At 53.9% G+C, this 19,570-nt stretch carries 11 protein-coding genes; all 11 read left to right on the top strand.

Annotated elements, in window-relative coordinates:
* The first annotated feature begins 12 nt into the window (after window positions 1-12).
* The 11 genes from C8E01_RS00630 (at window position 13) to C8E01_RS00580 (ending at window position 19,483) form a co-directional block, all read left to right on the top strand.
* Window positions 13-1,536: a RagB/SusD family nutrient uptake outer membrane protein gene (locus C8E01_RS00630; protein ID WP_116541443.1), complete on the top strand. Its 1,524-nt coding sequence runs from the start codon at window positions 13-15 to the stop codon at window positions 1,534-1,536.
* Window positions 1,537-1,656: 120 nt separating this feature from the next.
* Window positions 1,657-2,598, top strand: coding sequence for a dihydrodipicolinate synthase family protein (locus C8E01_RS00625; protein WP_116541442.1), 942 nt, complete (start codon window positions 1,657-1,659; stop codon window positions 2,596-2,598).
* A 9-nt stretch (window positions 2,599-2,607) separates the two neighbouring features.
* Window positions 2,608-5,307 carry a sodium:solute symporter family transporter gene (locus tag C8E01_RS00620; RefSeq protein WP_243409358.1) on the top strand — a complete coding sequence of 900 codons (2,700 nt, stop codon included), beginning with the start codon at window positions 2,608-2,610 and terminating at the stop codon, window positions 5,305-5,307.
* 51 nt (window positions 5,308-5,358) lie between these two features.
* Entirely contained in the window at window positions 5,359-6,924 is a 1,566-nt protein-coding gene (locus C8E01_RS00615; protein ID WP_207774851.1) for a sialidase family protein, read from the top strand.
* A gap of 81 nt (window positions 6,925-7,005) precedes the next feature.
* On the top strand, window positions 7,006-9,093 hold the full coding sequence (locus tag C8E01_RS00610; protein ID WP_116541441.1) for a GDSL-type esterase/lipase family protein: 2,088 nt from the start codon (window positions 7,006-7,008) through the stop codon (window positions 9,091-9,093).
* Window positions 9,090-10,292 (top strand): AGE family epimerase/isomerase, encoded by a 1,203-nt coding sequence (locus C8E01_RS00605; protein WP_207774850.1) that lies wholly within the window; start codon window positions 9,090-9,092, stop codon window positions 10,290-10,292. Before C8E01_RS00610 ends, C8E01_RS00605 begins: the two co-directional genes overlap by 4 nt.
* 99 nt (window positions 10,293-10,391) lie before the next feature.
* Complete coding sequence (locus C8E01_RS00600; protein WP_116541439.1) at window positions 10,392-11,555, top strand: sialidase family protein; 1,164 nt, start codon at window positions 10,392-10,394, stop codon at window positions 11,553-11,555.
* Between the two features lie 292 nt (window positions 11,556-11,847).
* Window positions 11,848-13,524 carry a DUF4091 domain-containing protein gene (locus C8E01_RS00595; protein WP_207774849.1) on the top strand — a complete coding sequence of 559 codons (1,677 nt, stop codon included), beginning with the start codon at window positions 11,848-11,850 and terminating at the stop codon, window positions 13,522-13,524.
* Window positions 13,525-13,611: 87 nt separating this feature from the next.
* Window positions 13,612-14,820, top strand: coding sequence for a glycoside hydrolase family 27 protein (locus C8E01_RS00590; protein ID WP_207774848.1), 1,209 nt, complete (start codon window positions 13,612-13,614; stop codon window positions 14,818-14,820).
* A 109-nt stretch (window positions 14,821-14,929) separates the two neighbouring features.
* The gene (locus C8E01_RS00585) at window positions 14,930-18,058 is read left to right on the top strand and encodes a glycoside hydrolase family 2 TIM barrel-domain containing protein (RefSeq protein WP_116541437.1); all 3,129 of its coding nucleotides are present in this window, start codon (window positions 14,930-14,932) and stop codon (window positions 18,056-18,058) included.
* 189 nt (window positions 18,059-18,247) lie between these two features.
* Window positions 18,248-19,483, top strand: coding sequence for a glycoside hydrolase family 27 protein (locus C8E01_RS00580; protein WP_207774847.1), 1,236 nt, complete (start codon window positions 18,248-18,250; stop codon window positions 19,481-19,483).
* Window positions 19,484-19,570 lie beyond the last annotated feature (87 nt).

Genomic DNA, 19,570 nt, shown 5'->3' with positions numbered 1-19,570 from the left:
AAAATATCAGATATGAAACGTTATCTATCTAAACTAAAATATGTACTGGTACTTTCACTGGCGCTGAGTGCAACGGGGTGTTCTGACAAGCTGGATGAGGTACAGCCGCAGACAGCCCTGAACAGGGATTTGATCCTGAAAGACCCGAATGCAGCCATGACCTTGTACTATGGAGTCTACAGTTCATTCAGGAATTACCATGGCACCTTTTTCCAACTCGGGGAAATGCGCTCTGAAATATGGGCCGACGGCCTCTTTACAGAATCGGAAGATGGTGGGTTAAGAAACCTTCATGCCCATAATATAAGCGCCAACGTAGTACCGTTCGGTAACTGGGCAGGGTTCTACGGTCTGCTGGACAAAGTGAATACCGTAATTACACTATTCCCGATGACACTTGTGCCAGAGGAACAGCGTAACCGCGCGCTGGCTGAGGCATACGGTTTGCGTGCTTATATCTACTATACCATGCTCAAAACCTGGGGAGGTGTTCCGCTGACTACAGAGCCTGTGACAGAAGTAAAGAACCTGGCCGACTTGTATAAAGAGCGGGCTACGCCGGAAGCGGTAATGGCACAGATCAAGGCTGATCTTGAGCAGTCGCTGACATTGTTTGGAAGTGATAACAACATGTCAGCAAAGCGCATTTTCTGGAACAGGGCGGCTACACTAACGCTGAAAGGCGATGTTCACATCTGGTCAGGAACGCATATGGGAGGCGGCAGTGCCGATCTGGCCATTGCGCAACAGTCGCTGGAGGAAGTGACCATGATAGCCGGCCTGGGGCTACGGGAGAACTACGCTGACATCTTCAACGCAACCATGGAGGCAAATAACAAAGAGAAGATATTTGCGATCAGCTACGAGAAGAACGAAGCGACCATGGGGGTGTATGGCAGTTTTATGGTCAATACTACCCAGGCCAGCACGCTGGTACTGGATCCGTTTACGAATCCCAGACCTGTATCGCAGGTGTATCCTTTTGTAGCTGGTGCCAGCAGAGTCGGCATGTCGGCCGCAATGATTGAAAAACTCAATGACCCGAATGATACGCGTGCAGCCGCTACCTTTCAAGTAATGTACCGCAACACCCCCCCGACATACCCGATTGCCGCGGTGCTGTTAACTAAGTTTGTGGGCAGAGTGGACGCGGGAATGCAACTCTATGACGTCGATTTTCCGATTTACCGGTTTGCCGATGTGCTATTGATGCTGGCCGAGGCTAAGACCAAGCTAGGGGGCGATCCGTCAGCTGAAATAAACCTGATTCGCCAGAGAGCCTACGGCAATGACTATACACCTTATACCAAGGGTAGCCAGCAGGAAGATATGCGCGCAATTCTCGAAGAGGACCTGAGAGAGTTCGTGGGTGAAGGCAAGCGCTGGTGGTCGCTCAGAAGAGCAGGCAACGAATGGGTGTTTAACTACGTGGACCCTGTATACCTGGCGCCTGGTCAGGAGTATAAATTCCTGCTGCCTATCTCAGTTGGCATGCTGAACTCCGATCCGAAGTTGACGCAGACACCAGGATATTAATAAATCATTTTCTGTCAAATTGTTCAGTTCTTCCGGGTGGTCTGGCCCACCCGGAAGAACTGGATTTTTTTGAGCTAATCGAATATACCTTACAACATACATTTGCTTAAATTTACCTGAATGAACATCGAACACATACAGGGGCTTATAGCAGCTCCTTTTACTCCGATGCACCCAGATGGGAGCCTGAACCTGGCGGTGATACCATCTTACTACAGCTTGTTGAAAACAAACGGGAATACCGGCGCCTTTATCTGCGGGTCAACAGGAGAGGGGGTGTCGCTAACTATTGAGGAAAAGAAAAAGGTAGCAGAGGCCTGGGCCGCCGCTACCAAAGGAGATACAGACTTTAAGGTAATTACGCTCGTGGGAGGCACCTGCCTGCAGGATGCCATTGAACTGGCACAGCATGCGCAGCACATTGGCTTGCACGCCGTCTCGTTCACGGCCCCGTCTTACTTCAAGCCGGCCAGTGTGCAGGTGCTGGCCGCGTGCTGTCAGGTAGTGGCAAATGCTGTGCCTGGTATGCCTTTTTACTACTACCACATCCCGGTGCTGACGGGGGTTAACTTCCAGATGACCGACCTGCTGCGCGAAGTGAGCGGGCAGATCCCGAATTTTGCCGGGATCAAATATACACACGAGGATTTTATGGATTTTCTGTCCTGCCTCCAGTTTGAGAACGGCCGGTATGATATGCTGTGGGGAAGGGACGAGAACCTGCTTTCTGCGCTGGTGCTGGGAGCGAAAGGCGGCGTAGGGAGTACCTATAACTACGCGGCCCCCTTGTACACGGCCCTTATCGAGGCCTATAACCTGGGAAATCAGGAAGCTGCCCGCAGTCTGCAGCAGCAGTCAATCGATATGATCCGGTTGCTGGGTAAGTATGGCGGCATCGCCACCGGCAAGGCTTATATGAAATTGATAGGGCTGGACTGCGGTGAATTCCGCCTGCCGGTACGCAATATGAGTAAGGCACAGTTTCAGGCTTTTAGCGAGGATGTAGCTGCGTTGGGATTCCGTGAGTATTGTTCGCGGTCCACTGAGTTGAAAAAAGTATAATATAGTCTGATGAAGCGTATCCTGACCCTACTTCTGGCCCTATTGGCTGTGACAGAGAGCAAAGCCTGGCAGCCAATGCAGAACAGCATGAAATGGTCCGTGGCAGCCAGCTTGCCAGCAGCGACGGGGCAGCCTCTGCAACCCGGATTGGCCGGAGCAGCAGGGGGCGTACATAACAGCGCCCTGCTAATAGCCGGCGGTGCCAATTTCCCGGAAGGCTTGCCCTGGGAGGGAGGCAGAAAGAAGTATTGGCAGGATATATTCGTTTTGCTCAAAGATGAAAAAGGGGACTATGCCTGGCATTCTCAGTCGTTCAAACTGCCCGAGCCTTTGGGCTACAGCGCCAGCGTTACCACCGGCAAAGGCATCCTGAGCATAGGGGGAGAAAACGAACAGGGCATCCAGAGTACCGTACAGCTGCTGCAGTGGAACCCCGGAAGTAAAGAAGTAACCGTGACGCCAATGCCTGACCTGCCACTGCCGCTTACCAATGCGGCGGCGACCCTGATTGGGAACCAGGTATACGTAGCCGGCGGCGAAACCACAGGCCAAGCTTCCAAGGCATTGTACCGGCTGGACATGGCAGTCCCAGCCAGGGGCTGGGAGAAACTGCCGGACCTGCCAACCGCGCTGTCGCATGCGGTAGCAGTGGCGCAGTCCAACGGAGAGTATCCGGTGCTATACCTGATTGGCGGCAGGGCCCAATCCCCGACTGGCGTCAGCGAGCTGCATGGCACTACTTTTCGCTTTGATCCTAAGAAAAACGAGTGGAAACAGCTCAGCACCCTATCAGATGGCAAAGGGAATGAAACTACGCTATCTGCTGCAACCGGCTTGCCTACCGGGGCCAACTACATTCTGGTACTCGGGGGCGACAAAGGGAATATTTTCACTCAGATCGAGCAACTGAATGCGGCCATCCCCAAAGCGACCGATGAAGCCGAAAAGCAGCAGTTACAGGCGAGCAAGCTCAGGCTGCAGACAGTGCACGATGGTTTCAGCAGAGACGTATACCTCTACAATACCGTTACCGACTCCTGGACAAAAACTGACCAGCTCCCTTATGCGCCGGTCACCACGTTTGCAGCCAGGTGGGATAACGATGTACTGATCCCATCCGGTGAGATCAGGCCAGGTGTTCGCACGCCAGATATTCTGAAGGGAAGCCTGGAGTCGCAACAGTATTTCGGCTGGCTGGATTATGTGGTGGTAGTGCTATACCTGCTGCTGATGGTTGGTATCGGCCTCTGGACTTCCAGGCACCAGGATACCACCGATGACTATTTCCGGGGCGGGCAGCGCATTCCGGCCTGGGCGGCAGGGCTAAGTATTTACGGTACACAGCTGAGCGCCATCACCTTTATGTCGATTCCGGCCAAAACCTACGCTACCAACTGGAACTACTTCATCCTGCAGATCACCATCATCCTGGTAATCCCGGTCATTACAACCTATTTTATACCTTTCTACCGGAGGTTGCAGATAACCTCGGCTTATGAGTACCTCGAGCAGCGCTTTAACTACGCGGCCCGTGCGATGGCGTCACTCCTGTACATTATGTTGCAGATGGGGAGACTGGCTATTGTGCTGCTGCTACCAAGCCTGGCGCTGACACTGGTAACTGGAATTAACGTGAACCTCTGCATTGTACTGATGGGCGCAATCACGATCTTTTATACCATGAAAGGCGGAATTGAAGCCGTGATCTGGACCGACGTAGCGCAGGTGGTCATCCTGCTGGGTGGCGCACTGGTTTGCCTGGTCATGATCCCGCTGCAGCTGGAAGGCGATGCGGCCACTATCTGGCAGACGATCCAGGACAACGATAAACTGGATATCCTGAACACGACCTTCACCTTCAACGAGCCGACGCTTTGGGTAGTACTGCTGGGCGGATTAGCCATCAATGTGATCTCATACGGCACCGATCAGTCGGTGGTGCAGCGCTACATCACTACCCGCGACGAAGCAGGAGCCAAGCGAAGCATGCGCCTGGGCGCCTGGATGGCACTGCCCTCTGCCTTGATCTTCTTTTCGATCGGGACCTTGCTATACCTGTTCTTCAAGGAGCACCCTGAAAAAGTAAATTATCAGCTGCAAAGCCAGGATGCTATTTTCCCGTGGTATATCGTGCGGGAACTGCCCGCCGGTATTACAGGCTTGTTGATTGCGGCTGTTTTTGCCGCGGCCATGTCTACACTGAGCAGCAGCATGAACTCCGTGACTACCGCTTTGATCACAGATTTCTACAGAAGGTTCTACCCACGCAAGTCGGAGAAGAACTACCTGACGGCAGCAAAGGCGCTCACCATGACGATCGGAATCCTCGGCACATCTCTGGCACTGGTCATGGCGCAGTGGGGCATCTCTTCACTCTGGGACCAGTTTAATATGATCCTGGGTCTTTTCACGGGTGGCCTGGGCGGTTTGTTTGTGCTTGGCATCTTTACGAAACGCGCCAATTCGAAGGGAGCGATCACTGGCCTTTTGCTCAGTGGTATGGTGCAGTTTTACATCAGCCAGTACACGAACATCAACCTGCTCCTCTACGCCTTCACCGGGCTGGTTTCCTGCGTTGTGTTCGGCTATGTGTTCAGCCTGCTGTTTGGCAAGGACAAAAAAGATATCGATGATCTAACCATGTACCGGGAAGATCACCTGAAAAGTAAAAACACGAATAAGAACAAGGTCGGCGAAGAGGTATTCTGATAACAGTACTTCGGAAGAATCTTAATTGACTTTTGTGGAAAAGATAGAAACATGAAGAAAAATCCATATTTACTGTACTGCTTGTTGCTGGTGATGCTCACCAGTATGGGTTGTGCCAGTAAGGTATACACAGCAGCTCATGATGGGGCACAGATCTCCAGTACTGCTCCGGCTATACCTGTGCTCAAAGGGGTGGCGGCTAACCCGCTGCTCCGCATTACGGTCTATGTGCCGGCAGGTGGGGACGCTGTGACGTATCAGGGTATACAGAGCAGGCTGAATAAAACGGCGCTGCAGGATGTCGAGAAGCTGGAGGTATACTTTACTGGCTCGGAGCCTTTGTTCAAGGCAGAAGCCCCTGTTGCTACCATTCGCCCTGCTGCAGAAACCTTTACCATACCTGTCAACATCCGGATGAAACCCGGCAAGCAGTACATCTGGCTGAGCGTGACTTTAAAAGAGAGCGCCAATCCCGATAACAGGATAGCGCTGCACTGCTCGCAACTGGTGGATGCAGACGGCAAAGCCTGGGCTATAACAGAAGACAACTCCGTGTATGCCAAACGGATAGGAATTGCCCTGCGCAAAGCCGGAGACGATGGCGTGGACACCTATCGCATTCCGGGCATTGCCACAACTGACAAGGGCACGCTGATAGCTGTGTATGATATCCGCTATGATAATTCCCGGGACTTGCCTGGAAACATTGACGTGGGCATGAGCCGCAGCACGGATGGCGGCAAAACCTGGGAGCCCATGAAGATCATCATGGACATGGGGGAACCACATAAAAACAACGGTGTCGGCGATCCTTCAGTCCTGTTCGACCCGGTGACCAAGAAGATATGGGTAGCGGCGCTGTGGAGCAAGGGAAACCGGTCCATCGCCGGCTCAAAGCCCGGGCTTTCGCCTGACGAAACGGGGCAGTTTGTGCTGGTGAGCAGCGACGACGACGGGCAAACCTGGACTGAACCATACAGCATCACGGAGCAGATCAAGAACCCGGCCTGGAACATCTACTTCAACGGGCCCGGTAATGGCATTGTCATGCAGAATGGTACCCTTGTATTCCCCTCGCAGTACTGGGATGATAAAGGGATGCCGCACTCCTCCATCATTTACAGCGATGACCGGGGTGCTACCTGGAAGAGCGGCATTGGGGCCAAGGCCAACACCACTGAAAGCCAGGTCGTGGAAACCACCCCCGGTACACTGATGCTCAACATGCGCGATAACCGTGGGCGCTTCCGTTCTGTAGCCACCACCACTGATCTGGGAAGCAGTTGGGTAGAGCACCATACCTCCTACAGCGCCTTGCCTGATCCGGTGTGCATGGGCAGTCTGATCAAGGCGAAGGTGAACACCAAAGACGGACAGCATGAAGTACTCTTTTTCAGCAACCCCAATACCCCCTCCGGCCGCTACGACATCACACTGAAAGCCAGTATGGATTTGGGGGAAACCTGGCAGCCTGCCAGGCAATTGCTCCTGGATGAGCGCGGCACTTATGGTTATTCCGCTCTGACAAAGATCGACGACAACACCATCGGCATTCTGTATGAGGGTGTGAAAGACCTGTATTTTGTGCGTGTACCTGTACAGGAGGTTATTCAATAAATAGCTGAAGTGACACATAAATAGTTAAAGCGCCACGCTCAATAGGTATCTGAGCCTGGGGCGCGCTTTATTTCTTTTACCATGACCCGATTATTCCTGCTGCTGTTTACCTGTCTGCTTGCTATACCTGCCTGGTCCCAACAAGGTCAGGTAAAGCTAAAGGTGGCCTGTATCGGAAACTCAGTTACCTACGGCTATGGTATAGCGGACCGGGAAAAACACGCCTATCCGGCGCAGCTCCAACATCTGATCGGCTCAACGTATGAAGTGGCCAATTTCGGGCTGAGCGGGGCTACGCTATTGCGCAAAGGCCACCGGCCCTACACGAAAACACAGCAGTACCGGGATGCGATCGCCTACAGGCCGGATATTGCCATCATCCATCTGGGGCTCAATGACACCGATCCGCGCAACTGGCCGAATTTCCGCGATGAGTTTGCCGCGGATTATTACCATCTGATCGACACCCTGCGAGCCGTTAACCCGAAGGTGCGCATCCTGATCTCCCGGCTGACGCCCATTTTTTCAGGACATCCCCGCTTCAAGTCCGGCACCCGCGACTGGTACTGGCAGATCCAGGCGCTTATACCTGTGATTGCAGCGAACAGAAACGTGGAGCTGATAGACCTGCACACGCCCTTGTACAATCGGCCTGACCTGTTTCCGGACGAGCTGCACCCGACAGCCGAAGGAGCCGGTATTATCGCGGCTACTGTTGCCGGGCAATTGACTGGCAGGTATGGCGGGCTCCGATTAGCCCCTGTTTTCTCAAATCACATGGTGCTACAGCAGAAGATGCCCATCCCGGTGCAGGGTACAGCCGATGCTGGCGAAGAGGTGACGGTAAGCCTGGGAGGTGAAAGCATAAAGACAAAAGCAAACACTCAGGGGCGCTGGGAAGCCACACTTTCTCCCAAGAAGGCGGGAGGCCCCTACGAACTGGAGGTGAGCACAACTGTAAAAAATATAAAAGTGCAGGACATCCTGGTAGGCGAAGTATGGCTGTGCTCCGGGCAGTCGAACATGGAATTTCCGCTGAAGGCAGAGCAGGGTGCTAAAAACGAAATGCAGTTCGCCCAGCAGGCTGCTGATATCCGGCTGATGCAACTGAAGCCAATAGCAGAAACCGCTAATGCCGCCTGGGACTCAGTCACGCTGCAAGAAGTAAATCAACTGCAGTATTATACGGGTTCCTGGCAGCGCTGTGATTCCGCCTCTGCGAAAGATTTTTCTGCCGTGGCCTACTACTTTGGGAAACAACTGCAGCAGCAACTCAAGGTACCTATTGGGCTGATACAAGTGGCCGTTGGAGGGTCTACAACCGAGTCATGGATTGACCGCCATACCTTGGAGCACCATCCGCAGTTGGTGGACATCCTGCACAATTGGCGCAGTTCCGACCTGGTAATGGGCTGGGCCCGGGAGCGGGCCGGGGTAAACATCCTTGATTCGAAGGTGGCAAAGCAACGCCATCCCTATGAGCCGGCCTATAATTACGAGGCGGGCCTTGCGCCGCTCACCTTGTTTCCCATCAAAGGTGTGATCTGGTATCAGGGAGAGAGCAATGCGCACAACATCGAGCTGCACGAAGAACTGTTTAGAACGCTGGTGAGCAGCTGGCGCGAAAAGTGGGGGTATGATTTCCCGTTCTACTATACCCAGCTATCCAGCATAAACCGTCCGAGCTGGCCGCACTTCCGGGACAGTCAGCGCAGGATGCTCTCGCAACTGGAGAATGTGGGCATGGCCGTAACCAGTGACCTGGGTGATTCGCTGGATGTACACCCGACCCAGAAACGGCAGGTGGGAGAACGGCTGGCTGCCTGGGCTCTGGCCAAAACATACCGGCAACGGCAGGAGCACAGCGGCCCCTTGTTCCGGGGTGCTCAGTTTTCCGGCAACCAGGCTGTCTGTACTTTTTACGCTGGTAAGGGGTTGCAAACCAGCGACAAGCAAGTGCTGCGGGGCTTCGAAATAGCGGGCAGCGACCTGATTTTTAGAAAGGCCTCGGCCAGGATACGCGGCAGCAAAGTGCTGGTATCTTCAGAACAGGTTCCCGAGCCGAAGTATGTGCGCTATGCCTGGGAACCTTATACCCGCGCCAACCTGACCAATGCAGCGGGACTCCCTGCTTCTACATTTACAAGCTATACCACTTCCACTAATTGAAATTACCATCCGACATGGAGACAGATTACACCTCAACGCTACCTTATTACAAAGATTTTTATAAAAAGCAGTTGCTGCAGGACACGGTGCCTTTTTGGTTTCCGCGCTCCATAGACGAAGAACACGGCGGATATCTCCTGATGCGGGATGCCGATGGGAGCCTGCTCGACGATGACAAGGCCGTTTGGATTCAGGGCAGGGCCGCCTGGCTGCTGGCCACCCTTTACAACACGGTTGAGCAGAAACCGGAGTGGCTGGAGGGTGCACGAAAAGGAATAGAGTTTCTGCGTCGCCATTGCTTTGATGAAGACGGGCAGATGTTTTTCCACGTAACCCGCGACGGCAAACCGATCCGCAAGCGCCGCTACTTTTTCTCCGAAACCTTTGCCGTGATCGCCTTTGCCGCCTACGCCAAGGCCAGCGGCGACGAAGAAGTGGCCGGCGAAGCCAGAAGATTATTCGGGAAGTGTATTGAATATGCTACCACCCCTGGGCTGCTGCCTCCCAAATTTACGGGCACGCGCCCGGCTAAAGGCATTGGTGTGCCGATGATCATGATGAACACGGCGCAGCAATTGCGTGAGACCATCGGGGATGATCGCTGTGACGAATGGATAGCGAAATGGATCGCCGAAATAGAAAGGGATTTTGTAAAGGATGACATCCGTTGCGTGATGGAGCAGGTGAGCCCGGACGGGAGCATCATCGACCATTTTGACGGTAGAACCCTCAACCCCGGCCATGCCATAGAAGGAGCTTGGTTTATACTCCACGAAGCCAGGTACCGCCACAACGACCCCAAACTGATCGACCTCGGCTGCCGCATGCTCGACTACATGTGGGAGCGGGGCTGGGATAAAAAATACGGTGGCATTTTATACTTCCGGGATGTGTATGGCAAGCCGGTGCAGGAGTACTGGCACGACATGAAGTTCTGGTGGCCGCAAAATGAGACCATTATAGCGACCCTGCTGGCCTACCTGATGACGGGAAACCAGAAGTACGCCGACTGGCATAAGCAAGTACACGATTATGCCTATGGCCACTTTCATGACAAGGAAAACGGCGAATGGTTCGGTTACCTGCACCGCGATGGCCGCCTGTCCTCCACCATCAAAGGCAACCTGTTCAAGGGCCCATTCCACCTGCCACGCCAGGAGTGGTATTGCTGGCAGGCGCTGGAGGACCACAGTGCTTAATCCAATTGTTGAATGTGTGAAAAAGATACTGCGCGATTTTGACTTACGTAACCCACTCAACTTTCTAACTTTCTAATTCTCTAACTTTCTAACTTAATTATGTTTCGTCTACTACTTACCTTCACCCTTTTCTGCGCTGCTTTGCAAGTGCAGGCCCAAACGGCAGATGTGCCAGTATTCAGTTCCGGTGCTGAGGGGCACAAATCCTACCGTATACCTGCCATTATTGATTTGCCAAACGGCGACCTGCTGGCCTTTGCTGAGGGCAGGGTACACGGTGCAGCGGATTTTGGCGATGTGAATATTGTGATGAAACGCAGCTCCGACAAAGGCAAAACCTGGTCTCTGCTGCAGACGGTGGTGGATTATGATACGCTGCAGGCCGGCAACGCCGCCCCTGTGGTAGACCTGACGGACCCGGCTTACCCGAAAGGAAGAATCTTCCTTTTTTATAACACCGGCAACGCCCACGAGTACGAAGTGCGCAGTGCCAAAGGCTATCGTGAAGCCTGGTACATTACCTCCACCGATAACGGGCAGACCTGGTCAGAGCCTGTGAACATCACCATGCAAGTGCATCGCCCGAACATGCCGGCCGCAAATCCGGCCTATACCTTTAAAGAAGACTGGCGCGCCTATGCGAACACACCGGGACACGCTATCCAGTTTGCGAATGGAAAGTATAAAGGCCGCATTTACGTAGCCGCCAACCACTCCGAAGGCAAGCCTAAAAATACAGCAGAGGACTATTTCGCGCACGGCTATTATACAGATGACCACGGCAAAACTTTCAAAATAAGCCAGACGGTGCCAGAACCGGGAGGCAATGAGGCGATGGCTGTGGAACTCACAAATGGCAGATTGATGATGAATATCCGCAATCAGCAGGGCGATGTGCGTGCGCGCATCATTAGTATCAGCAGCGACGGCGGAGCTACCTGGGACACCACCTACTTCGACAAACAATTGCCTGACCCTGTGAACCAGGGTAGTATTCTGGCGCTTGGTAAGAAGAGAGGCAAAACCATCCTGGCTTTCTGCAATGCCGCCGACCCGCAACGCCGTGATAACCTGACCCTGCGCATCAGTTACGACGAAGGAAAGACCTGGGCCGAGCAGCATCTGGTTGCCAAAAGCCCGAACAATGAAAAAGACTATGCGGCGTACTCCGACCTGGTAAAGGTAGGAAAGAAGGATGTTGGCGTGCTGTATGAAAAGAACGGATACCAGGAAATCGTGTTCAAGGTGGTAAAATGGCGGTAGTATCCCCACTCTACTAAATCCTAAAAGCCTATTCTTCTGTTTGCGTTTACGAAAACGTTATGTATCTTACCCCATAATTACTCCTAGAGCCCATGCCAATAGAAGGTACTACGGGCCAGATGAATTATCCCAGTTAAAGCAAGAGTAGTAATGGAATGTTCTCGGAGGATAATAGGAGTAAATATGTGCGTTTACGTTAACGCAATAGCAAAAGTCCGATAGAGAAGTAACCTAGTGATCGCCTTTGACTTGTAATATAATTGGGATGAGAGTATTTTTATTCGCATTAACCATGCTGAGCTTGCTACTGACTACACTCCCCCTTTGCGCCCAGCAGCAGGAGCAAGCGGCTTGGGGTAGTGTGAAAAAGCCTGTAAACGTAAGCTTTGCCAACAGTGATACACGTTATGCGCAGGACCAGGTGCCACAAGTGCCCATGCAGTCCAGGTGGGAGGCAGTAGCCTGGAAAGGCGAAAAGGTGCACACGCAACTGCTGGTATGGTCGAGCCGTGAGATTCCGCGGCTCCGCATCAGCTTATCAGAATTAAAGGACAGAAAAGGAAACCGTATCCCAAGCGATAACATCTCAATCGGTTTTGTGCGCTATGTGATTACGGATGAGTTCGGGCAGGGCTGCGGTCATCGCAAGCCAATGGATTTTGACTCCTCGCTGGTAGCGGACCTTATTGACGCAGCCGCAGAGACTTCTGTCGCTCCCCAAACCGTACAGCCTATCTGGTTAAGCATGGCTGTGCCCCGTGGCACTCCTGCCGGTACTTACAATGGGAATGTAACGGTGCATGCCGGAAAGCTTTACAAACTGCGGATCACCGTAACAGTGCAGGAGCGCGAACTGCCTGCTCCTGATCAGTGGGCCTTCGACCTAGACCTGTGGCAGCACCCTGCCGCTATTGCACGGGTACACCAGGTGCCGCTCTGGAGCGAGGAGCATTATGCCCGCATGAGGCCTTATTACACTATGTTGGCTGCTGCAGGCCAGAAAAGTATCACCGCCAGTATCATTGATGAGCCCTGGAACCACCAGACCTACGACGATTTCCCCAGCCTGATAAAATGGACCCGGAAAAAGGACGGGGCCTGGGCCTACGACTACAGTCTCTTCGACAAGTATGTCTCCTTTGTCATGTCTTGCGGAATTACGGCACGGATCAACTGCTACACGATGGTGCCCTGGAAGATGGCCTTCACCTACTTCGACGAAAGTACCGGTAAGGACACCGTGTTTACAGGTAAGGCTGGTACTCCGGCTTATAACGCCTTTTGGGGGACCTTCCTTCGTGATTTTGCAGGGCATTTGAAAAAGAAGGGCTGGTTTTCTATCACCGCCATCGCCATGGACGAGCGCCCGTTGGCCGACATGCAGGCCGTAATCAGCCTTCTGAAAGAAACAGATCCGGATTGGAAGATTACCTTGGCCGGTATTTATCACCCTGAGATCGAGGAGGATATTTATGACTACAGCATTGCCTCTAAATGGAAGTTTGGAGAGCAGGTGCTGCAGCGTCGCAGGGCTAACAGCATGCCCAGCACGTTCTATACCAGCTGTGAGGAGGCCCGTCCGAACGGCTTCACTTTTTCGCCCCCGGCTGAGCATACCTGGATCGGGTGGTATGCCGCGGCGCAGGGCTTCACAGGCTACCTGCGCTGGGCTTACAACAGCTGGGTGGAAAACCCCGCGCAGGACAGCCGGTTCAGAACCTGGCCGGCAGGGGACACCTACCAGGTATATCCCGGACCGCTCTCTTCCATTCGTTTTGAAAAACTGATAGAGGGTATACAGGATTTTGAAAAGATCCGCCTGCTGCGAGAGGAGTTCTCGCGTACCGGCAACCATGCCGGGCTGCAAGAGCTGGATGCCATACTTAGTGCCTTTGAGCTGGAGAAGTTAGATAACACGTCAGCTGCAACGATGGTCAGCAGGGCGAAAGCTTCCCTTCACCAGCTGTGAGAAATGCAAGCACTACTTTCCAGACCATGCGCTGAAAATTAGTCATACTGAATACTGATACCTGTTTAACTGAGCTCTATCAACCTTATGAGAAAATTATTCCTGCTTTTCTTTTTTGGCCTTTCTGTGGCTTCTGCTTCCGGGCAGCAGCAGAAGGATTTGGCGCCCACGCCTCCTATGGGCTGGATGACATGGAACTTCTTTGCTGACAATATACATGAAAAGGACATCCGCGAGATGGCGGACGCGATGGTAGCCTTGGGAATGGTAGAGGCCGGCTATAATTACATCTTCATCGATGATGGCTGGCAGGGCGGTCGCGACAACCGAAACAACATGATTCCCGACCCGGCGAAGTTTCCCTCTGGCATAAAAGCCCTGGCTGATTACGTGCACAGCAAGGGCATGAAACTCGGTATTTACTCCGACGCTGCGCCGCTGACCTGTGCGGGCTACACGGCCAGTCTTGGTTTTGAGGAGCAGGATGCAAAGACCTTTGCCTCATGGGGAATCGACTACCTCAAGTATGACTACTGCCATGCACCCAAAGACTCGGCCACGGCAGTGGCCCGGTATACCAAAATGGGTGAAGCCCTGCGCAAGAGCGGCCGCGAGATCGTGTACGGCGTTTGTGAGTGGGGACAGCTGAAGCCCTGGCACTGGGCAGCGGAGGCAGGCGGGCAGCTGTGGCGCACCACCTATGATGTGCGCGACAAATGGAAAAACCTGGGCGACCAGGAAAATGCCGAAGGGATCATAGACATCCTGGATATTAATGCCGACCTACATGCCTATGCCGGACCGGGACGCTGGAACGATGCCGACATGCTGGTAGTGGGGCTTTATGGCAAGCCCGGTCCATCAGGAGACATGGGAGGCGTAGGTATGACAGACACCGAGTACCAGAGCCAGATGAGCCTGTGGAGTATCATGGCCTCTCCGCTGATCGCTACAAACGATGTGCGCAACATGAACGAGGCCACCAGACGCATTCTGCTCAACAAAGAAGTGATTGCTGTGAACCAGGACCCGCTGGGCAAGCAAGCCGAACGGAAAATAAACGACGGTACCTGGAACGTGTTTGTGAAGGCGCTGGAAAACGGAGACTATGCCGTGGCGATCCTGAACAGAGCGGACAAAACGCAGAACTACAGTATAGATTGGTCAGCGCTGGGCCTTGGCGGCAGGTATGAGGTGCGGGACCTGTGGGAACACAAAACCGCAGGCAAAGGAAAAGGCTGGAAGGGACGTGTGCAGTCTCACGAGACCAAACTTTTCCGCCTCCGGAAAATCTAGCGCGGCAGGTATAGGCCTTATACCTGAGCCGGTCAAAACAGCTATCCTGTCTGCCAGTAGCCTGTCTTGCGGGATAGCGCTAAATGCGATTCAATACATACCTTACGTCATGAATAAACTCTTATTGCTTTTGTGCCTGCTGGCGGCGGCCCTATCCCCGGCGCTTGCCCAGCAGCCCTACCTGGACCCTGTTTACGAGAACCCGGCGATACAGGAAGAAAACCGCCTGCCCATGCGGGCCTCCTATTTCCCTTTTGAGGATGCCGCCAAAGCCGCTGCCGGCGACAAGGCCAAGTCCTCGCGCTTTATGTCGCTGAACGGGATGTGGAAGTTCCACTGGGTAGAGGACTACAAGCAGCTGCCGCAGAACTTCTATGCCACCAACTTCAGCGACAAGAGCTGGAAGGAGTTTCCGGTGCCGGCTAACTGGGAGTTTAACGGCTATGGCGTGCCGATCTATGTGAACCCGTTCTACGAGTTCAACATGAAGAACCCACAGCCGCCGGACATTCCCGATCACATCGACCAGCCGGCCGGTGCCTACCGCCGGGTGGTGACCCTGCCCGCCAACTGGAACAACCAGCGCGTATTCATCCACCTGGGTGCCGTGAAATCAGCCTTTAAACTGTATGTGAACGGCAAGTACGTAGGCCTAGGTAAAGACAGCAAACTGGAGTCGGAGTTCGATATCACGCCTTATGTGCAGCCGGGCCAGAACCTGATTGCCCTGGAGGTGCGCCGCTGGAACGACGGTAGCTACCTGGAGGCGCAGGACATGTGGCGCGTGTCGGGCATCAGCAGAGATACCTACCTTTACACCCGCCCCAACGTGCACCTCTATGATTATGTAACCAACGCCTCGCTGGCCAATGGCTACCGCGACGGGGTGATGAACCTGCACGTAACCGCCTGGAACAACACCGACGAAAATAAGGAACGATACAGTGTAGGGGCGGCTCTTTACGATGCCGACGGCAGGAAAGTATGGAGCGCCCAGCAGAACGCATGGGGCCTGAAGATGAAGCAGGGCAAAACCGAGCTTCGCTTTAATGCCACCGTTGCCAACGCCAAAGCCTGGAGCGCTGAAACCCCGCACCTCTACCGTCTGGAGGTCACGTTATCTGACGCCGACGGCAAAGTGCAGGAAGTGATCAGCCGCAACATGGGCTTCCGAACCGTGGAGATCAAGAACACGCAGATCCTGGTAAACGGGAAGCCGGTGATGTTCAAGGGTGTGAACCGCCACGAGACGCACCCGGAAACAGGCCAGGTGGTGAGTCGCGAGGCCATGCTGGAGGAAGTGAAGCTGATGAAGCAGCTGAACGTGAATGCCGTGCGCACCAGCCACTACCCGAACGATTCCTACTTCTATGAGCTGTGCGATTTATACGGCCTGTACGTGATGGACGAAGCCAACGTGGAGTCGCACGGCATGCACTATGATCTGGGTCGCACGCTGGCCAACGAGCCGGAGTGGGAGCTGGCGCACCTGACGCGCATCGGCCGCATGATCCGCCGCGACCGCAACCACCCGAGCATCTTCTCCTGGAGCCTGGGCAACGAGGCCGGCAACGGCTGGAACTTCTACCGTGGCTACGAGCTGGCCAAGAGCCTGGACCCTTCCATCCCGGTGCATTATGAGCTGGCCTCCGGCGACTGGAATACCGACATCTACTCTAAAATGTACCGCACGCCGGAGGAGGTGATCGCCTATGCGCAGAGCAACCCGACGCAGCCCTACCTGCTGTGCGAGTACGCCCACGCCATGGGCAACAGCATCGGTAACTTTAAAGAGTACTGGGATATTTTCGAATCCTACCCGGTGCTGCAGGGCGGCTTTATCTGGGATTGGGTAGACCAGGGCGTGTACCGCATGAAGGATGGTAAGAAGATCCTGGGCTACGGCGGCGACTGGGGCGACAAGAACACGCCGAGTGATAACAACTTCCTGATCAATGGCGTGATTGGCGCGGACCGTACTTTCCACCCGCACTCTTACGAGGTGCGCAAGGTATACCAGGAGATCGCCTTCACGCTGAACAAAAACCAGCTGGGCGTGCGCAGTAAGTACTTCTTCCGTACCCTGGATAACTTCAAGCTCAACTGGACGCTGCTGCGCGATGGCAAAGCAGTCAAATCCGGGACAATTAATGAGCTGACCGTGCAGCCAGGGCAATCCGTAAGGCTTACCCTGCCGGATGAGGCTATTAAAACGGATACTACCAACGAATACTACCTGCAGGTAAAAGCGGTACTTAAAACCGATGAGGGCGTGCTGAAAGCCGGCACCGAGCTGGCCTTTGAGGAGTTTGCCCTGAGCAAGCCTGTGCCCCCTGCCTATGCCGCGAGCAACGACAAGATCAACGTAACGAACGGAGCCTCCGCTATTGAGCTGGGCAACAAGAGCTTCAGCCTGGCAGTGGATAAGAAAACCGGCAACATCACTTCCTACAAAGCCAACGGCAAGACGATCCTGGAGAGCGGCCCGCGCATCAACTTCTGGCGTCCCGGCACCGACAACGACTTTGGGGCTAACCTGCAGAAGCGCTTAAGAGCTTTGAAAGACGCTGACGACAAGGCCGTGGTGAAAAAGGTAAGCGTAGAAACGCTGGCTGACGGGCAGGTGCAGGTAAGCATCGAAAAGGAGCTGCTGGATGGGGGCCTGAAGTATGAGCAGACCCTGATTGCCGACGGAAAAGGCGCCCTGACGGTGAAAAACAACGTGCAGCCACTGAAGGAGCTGAAGATGATGACCTTTAAAGTGGGCAACCACATGACGCTTCCGACCGACTTCAAAAACATCGAATGGTATGGCCGTGGCCCGTGGGAGAGCTACTGGGACAGAAAGACCTCCGCCCTTGTGGGCCAGTACAAAGGCAGCATTTCCGAGCAGTACCACCCGTACGTGCGTCCGCAGGAGAGCGGCAACAAATCGGATGTGCGCTGGGCAAAGATCAGCCGCAAAGACGGCTCCGGTATCATCATCCAGCACATCGATACGCTGCTGAACGTGAGTGCCCTGCCGTATAGCCCGGACCAGTTGTTCCCCGGCTTCGACAAGCACCAGACGCACTCGGGTTCGCTGGAGCCGGATAAAAACATTCACCTGCATGTGGACCTACAGCAACTCGGCATAGGCGGCAACAACAGCTGGGGCTTGCTGCCAATGGACAAGTATAAACTGTTCCTCAACAAGCCTTACTATTACGAGTACCGCATCGTGCCGGTGAAAAAGTAGATTTGATTGGTTTTTTAACGGAGCGGCAACAAGTACATTCTTGTGTCGCTCCGTTTGCTCTTGAGCACCTGTTGCCAAGGTATAGTGGTAAAAGCAAAGGTAGGGGAAGCGATGGTGTTCTGCCTGTGGAGAGGGGTTAAACTTTATGTTCATACGTACTTCATGTTAAGAAAGCTCATTCCCTGTTTTTTGCTTCTTGCGCTGCTTGCCTGCCGTAGCCAGCCGAACAGTGTAGTGACCAGCTCCGCACCAGCGGCAAGTAAAACGGCAGCGGTGGCAGAGCGCCCCCGAACGCCGATCATGGGCTGGTCGAGCTGGAATAACTTTCGGGCCAACATCAACGAGGACATCATCAAGGCGCAGGCCAATTACATGGTGTCGACGGGGATGCAGGAGGCTGGTTATACTTATATCAACATCGATGACGGCTTTTTCGGCGGTCGCAATGAGGATGGAGGTATAATGGCCCATCCGGAACGGTTCCCAAACGGCATGCGGGCCCTAAGCGACTACCTTCACTCCAAGGGCTTGAAGGCGGGAATTTACTCGGACGCCGGCATCAACACCTGTGCCTCGTACTGGGACAAAGACACCGTGGGCGTAGGTATGGGCCTTTACGGGCACGATGCGCAGGACCTGCAGTTGATGCTGCAGGAGTGGAACTACGATTTTATTAAAGTAGACTGGTGTGGCGGCGACTGGCTGGGCCTCGACGAGCAGGCCCGCTATACCCAGATCGGCCACCTGATCCGTCAGTTACGGCCTGATGCGGTGTACAACGTATGCCGCTGGAAGTTTCCCGGCGAGTGGGTTGTTCCGCTGGCGGACTCCTGGCGCATCTCCGGCGACATCGACAACAACTTTGCCTCGGTGATGCACATCGTGGACCTGAACGCCGACCTGTGGCGGCATGCCTCACCGGGCCACGTAAACGACATGGACATGCTGCAGGTAGGGCGAGGCATGAGCTACGAAGAAGACAAGACACACTTCTCGATGTGGTGCATGATGAGCTCCCCGCTGCTGGCTGGCAACGACCTGCGCCAGATGAGCCCGGAAACCATCAGCATCCTAACCAACAAAGAACTGATTGCCATTAACCAGGATAAGTTGGTGTATCAGGCCCGCCGCCTGGTGGATAAAGGCGACGTGGAAGTATGGGCAAAGCCGCTGCAGACGACCATGAGCGGACAGGTGGCCGTGGCCCTGCTGAACAGGTCAGAGAAAACAGCCGCTATCGCTTTTAACCCTGATTCTGTGGGGTTGGATGCCGCTAAAGGCTACACGATGCGCGATTTATGGGCGAAGAAAGAGTATGCCATCTCGACAAAGAAAGAAGTAAGCTTTCACGTTCCGCCGCACGGTGTGGTCGTGCTGAAGCTACAGGGTGTTTCCAGGCCTTATAATGTTTTCCAGTACAAGTAAGATAGTAGTCTGAAGTATAGGGAAAAGTGGGGACTGCTTTACAAAAGAATATTTGACATAAGACAAAAGAGATAAAGTATATATCTG

It is taken from the genome of Pontibacter virosus, from assembly GCF_003096355.1.
Taxonomy (GTDB): Bacteria; Bacteroidota; Bacteroidia; order Cytophagales; family Hymenobacteraceae; genus Pontibacter; species Pontibacter virosus.
The sequence above is the reverse complement of the archived record's forward strand: the minus strand, read 5'-3'. Positions and strand labels throughout refer to the sequence as shown.

What these genes read in the sequence shown, in the direction of transcription:
- C8E01_RS00630 (WP_116541443.1), top strand. Translation starts at nt 13, where the DNA reads ATGAAACGTTATCTATCTAAACTAAAATATGTACTGGTACTTTCACTG.
- C8E01_RS00625 (WP_116541442.1), top strand. Translation starts at nt 1,657, where the DNA reads ATGAACATCGAACACATACAGGGGCTTATAGCAGCTCCTTTTACTCCG.
- C8E01_RS00620 (WP_243409358.1), top strand. Translation starts at nt 2,608, where the DNA reads ATGAAGCGTATCCTGACCCTACTTCTGGCCCTATTGGCTGTGACAGAG.
- C8E01_RS00615 (WP_207774851.1), top strand. Translation starts at nt 5,359, where the DNA reads ATGAAGAAAAATCCATATTTACTGTACTGCTTGTTGCTGGTGATGCTC.
- C8E01_RS00610 (WP_116541441.1), top strand. Translation starts at nt 7,006, where the DNA reads ATGACCCGATTATTCCTGCTGCTGTTTACCTGTCTGCTTGCTATACCT.
- C8E01_RS00600 (WP_116541439.1), top strand. Translation starts at nt 10,392, where the DNA reads ATGTTTCGTCTACTACTTACCTTCACCCTTTTCTGCGCTGCTTTGCAA.
- C8E01_RS00595 (WP_207774849.1), top strand. Translation starts at nt 11,848, where the DNA reads ATGCTGAGCTTGCTACTGACTACACTCCCCCTTTGCGCCCAGCAGCAG.
- C8E01_RS00590 (WP_207774848.1), top strand. Translation starts at nt 13,612, where the DNA reads ATGAGAAAATTATTCCTGCTTTTCTTTTTTGGCCTTTCTGTGGCTTCT.
- C8E01_RS00585 (WP_116541437.1), top strand. Translation starts at nt 14,930, where the DNA reads ATGAATAAACTCTTATTGCTTTTGTGCCTGCTGGCGGCGGCCCTATCC.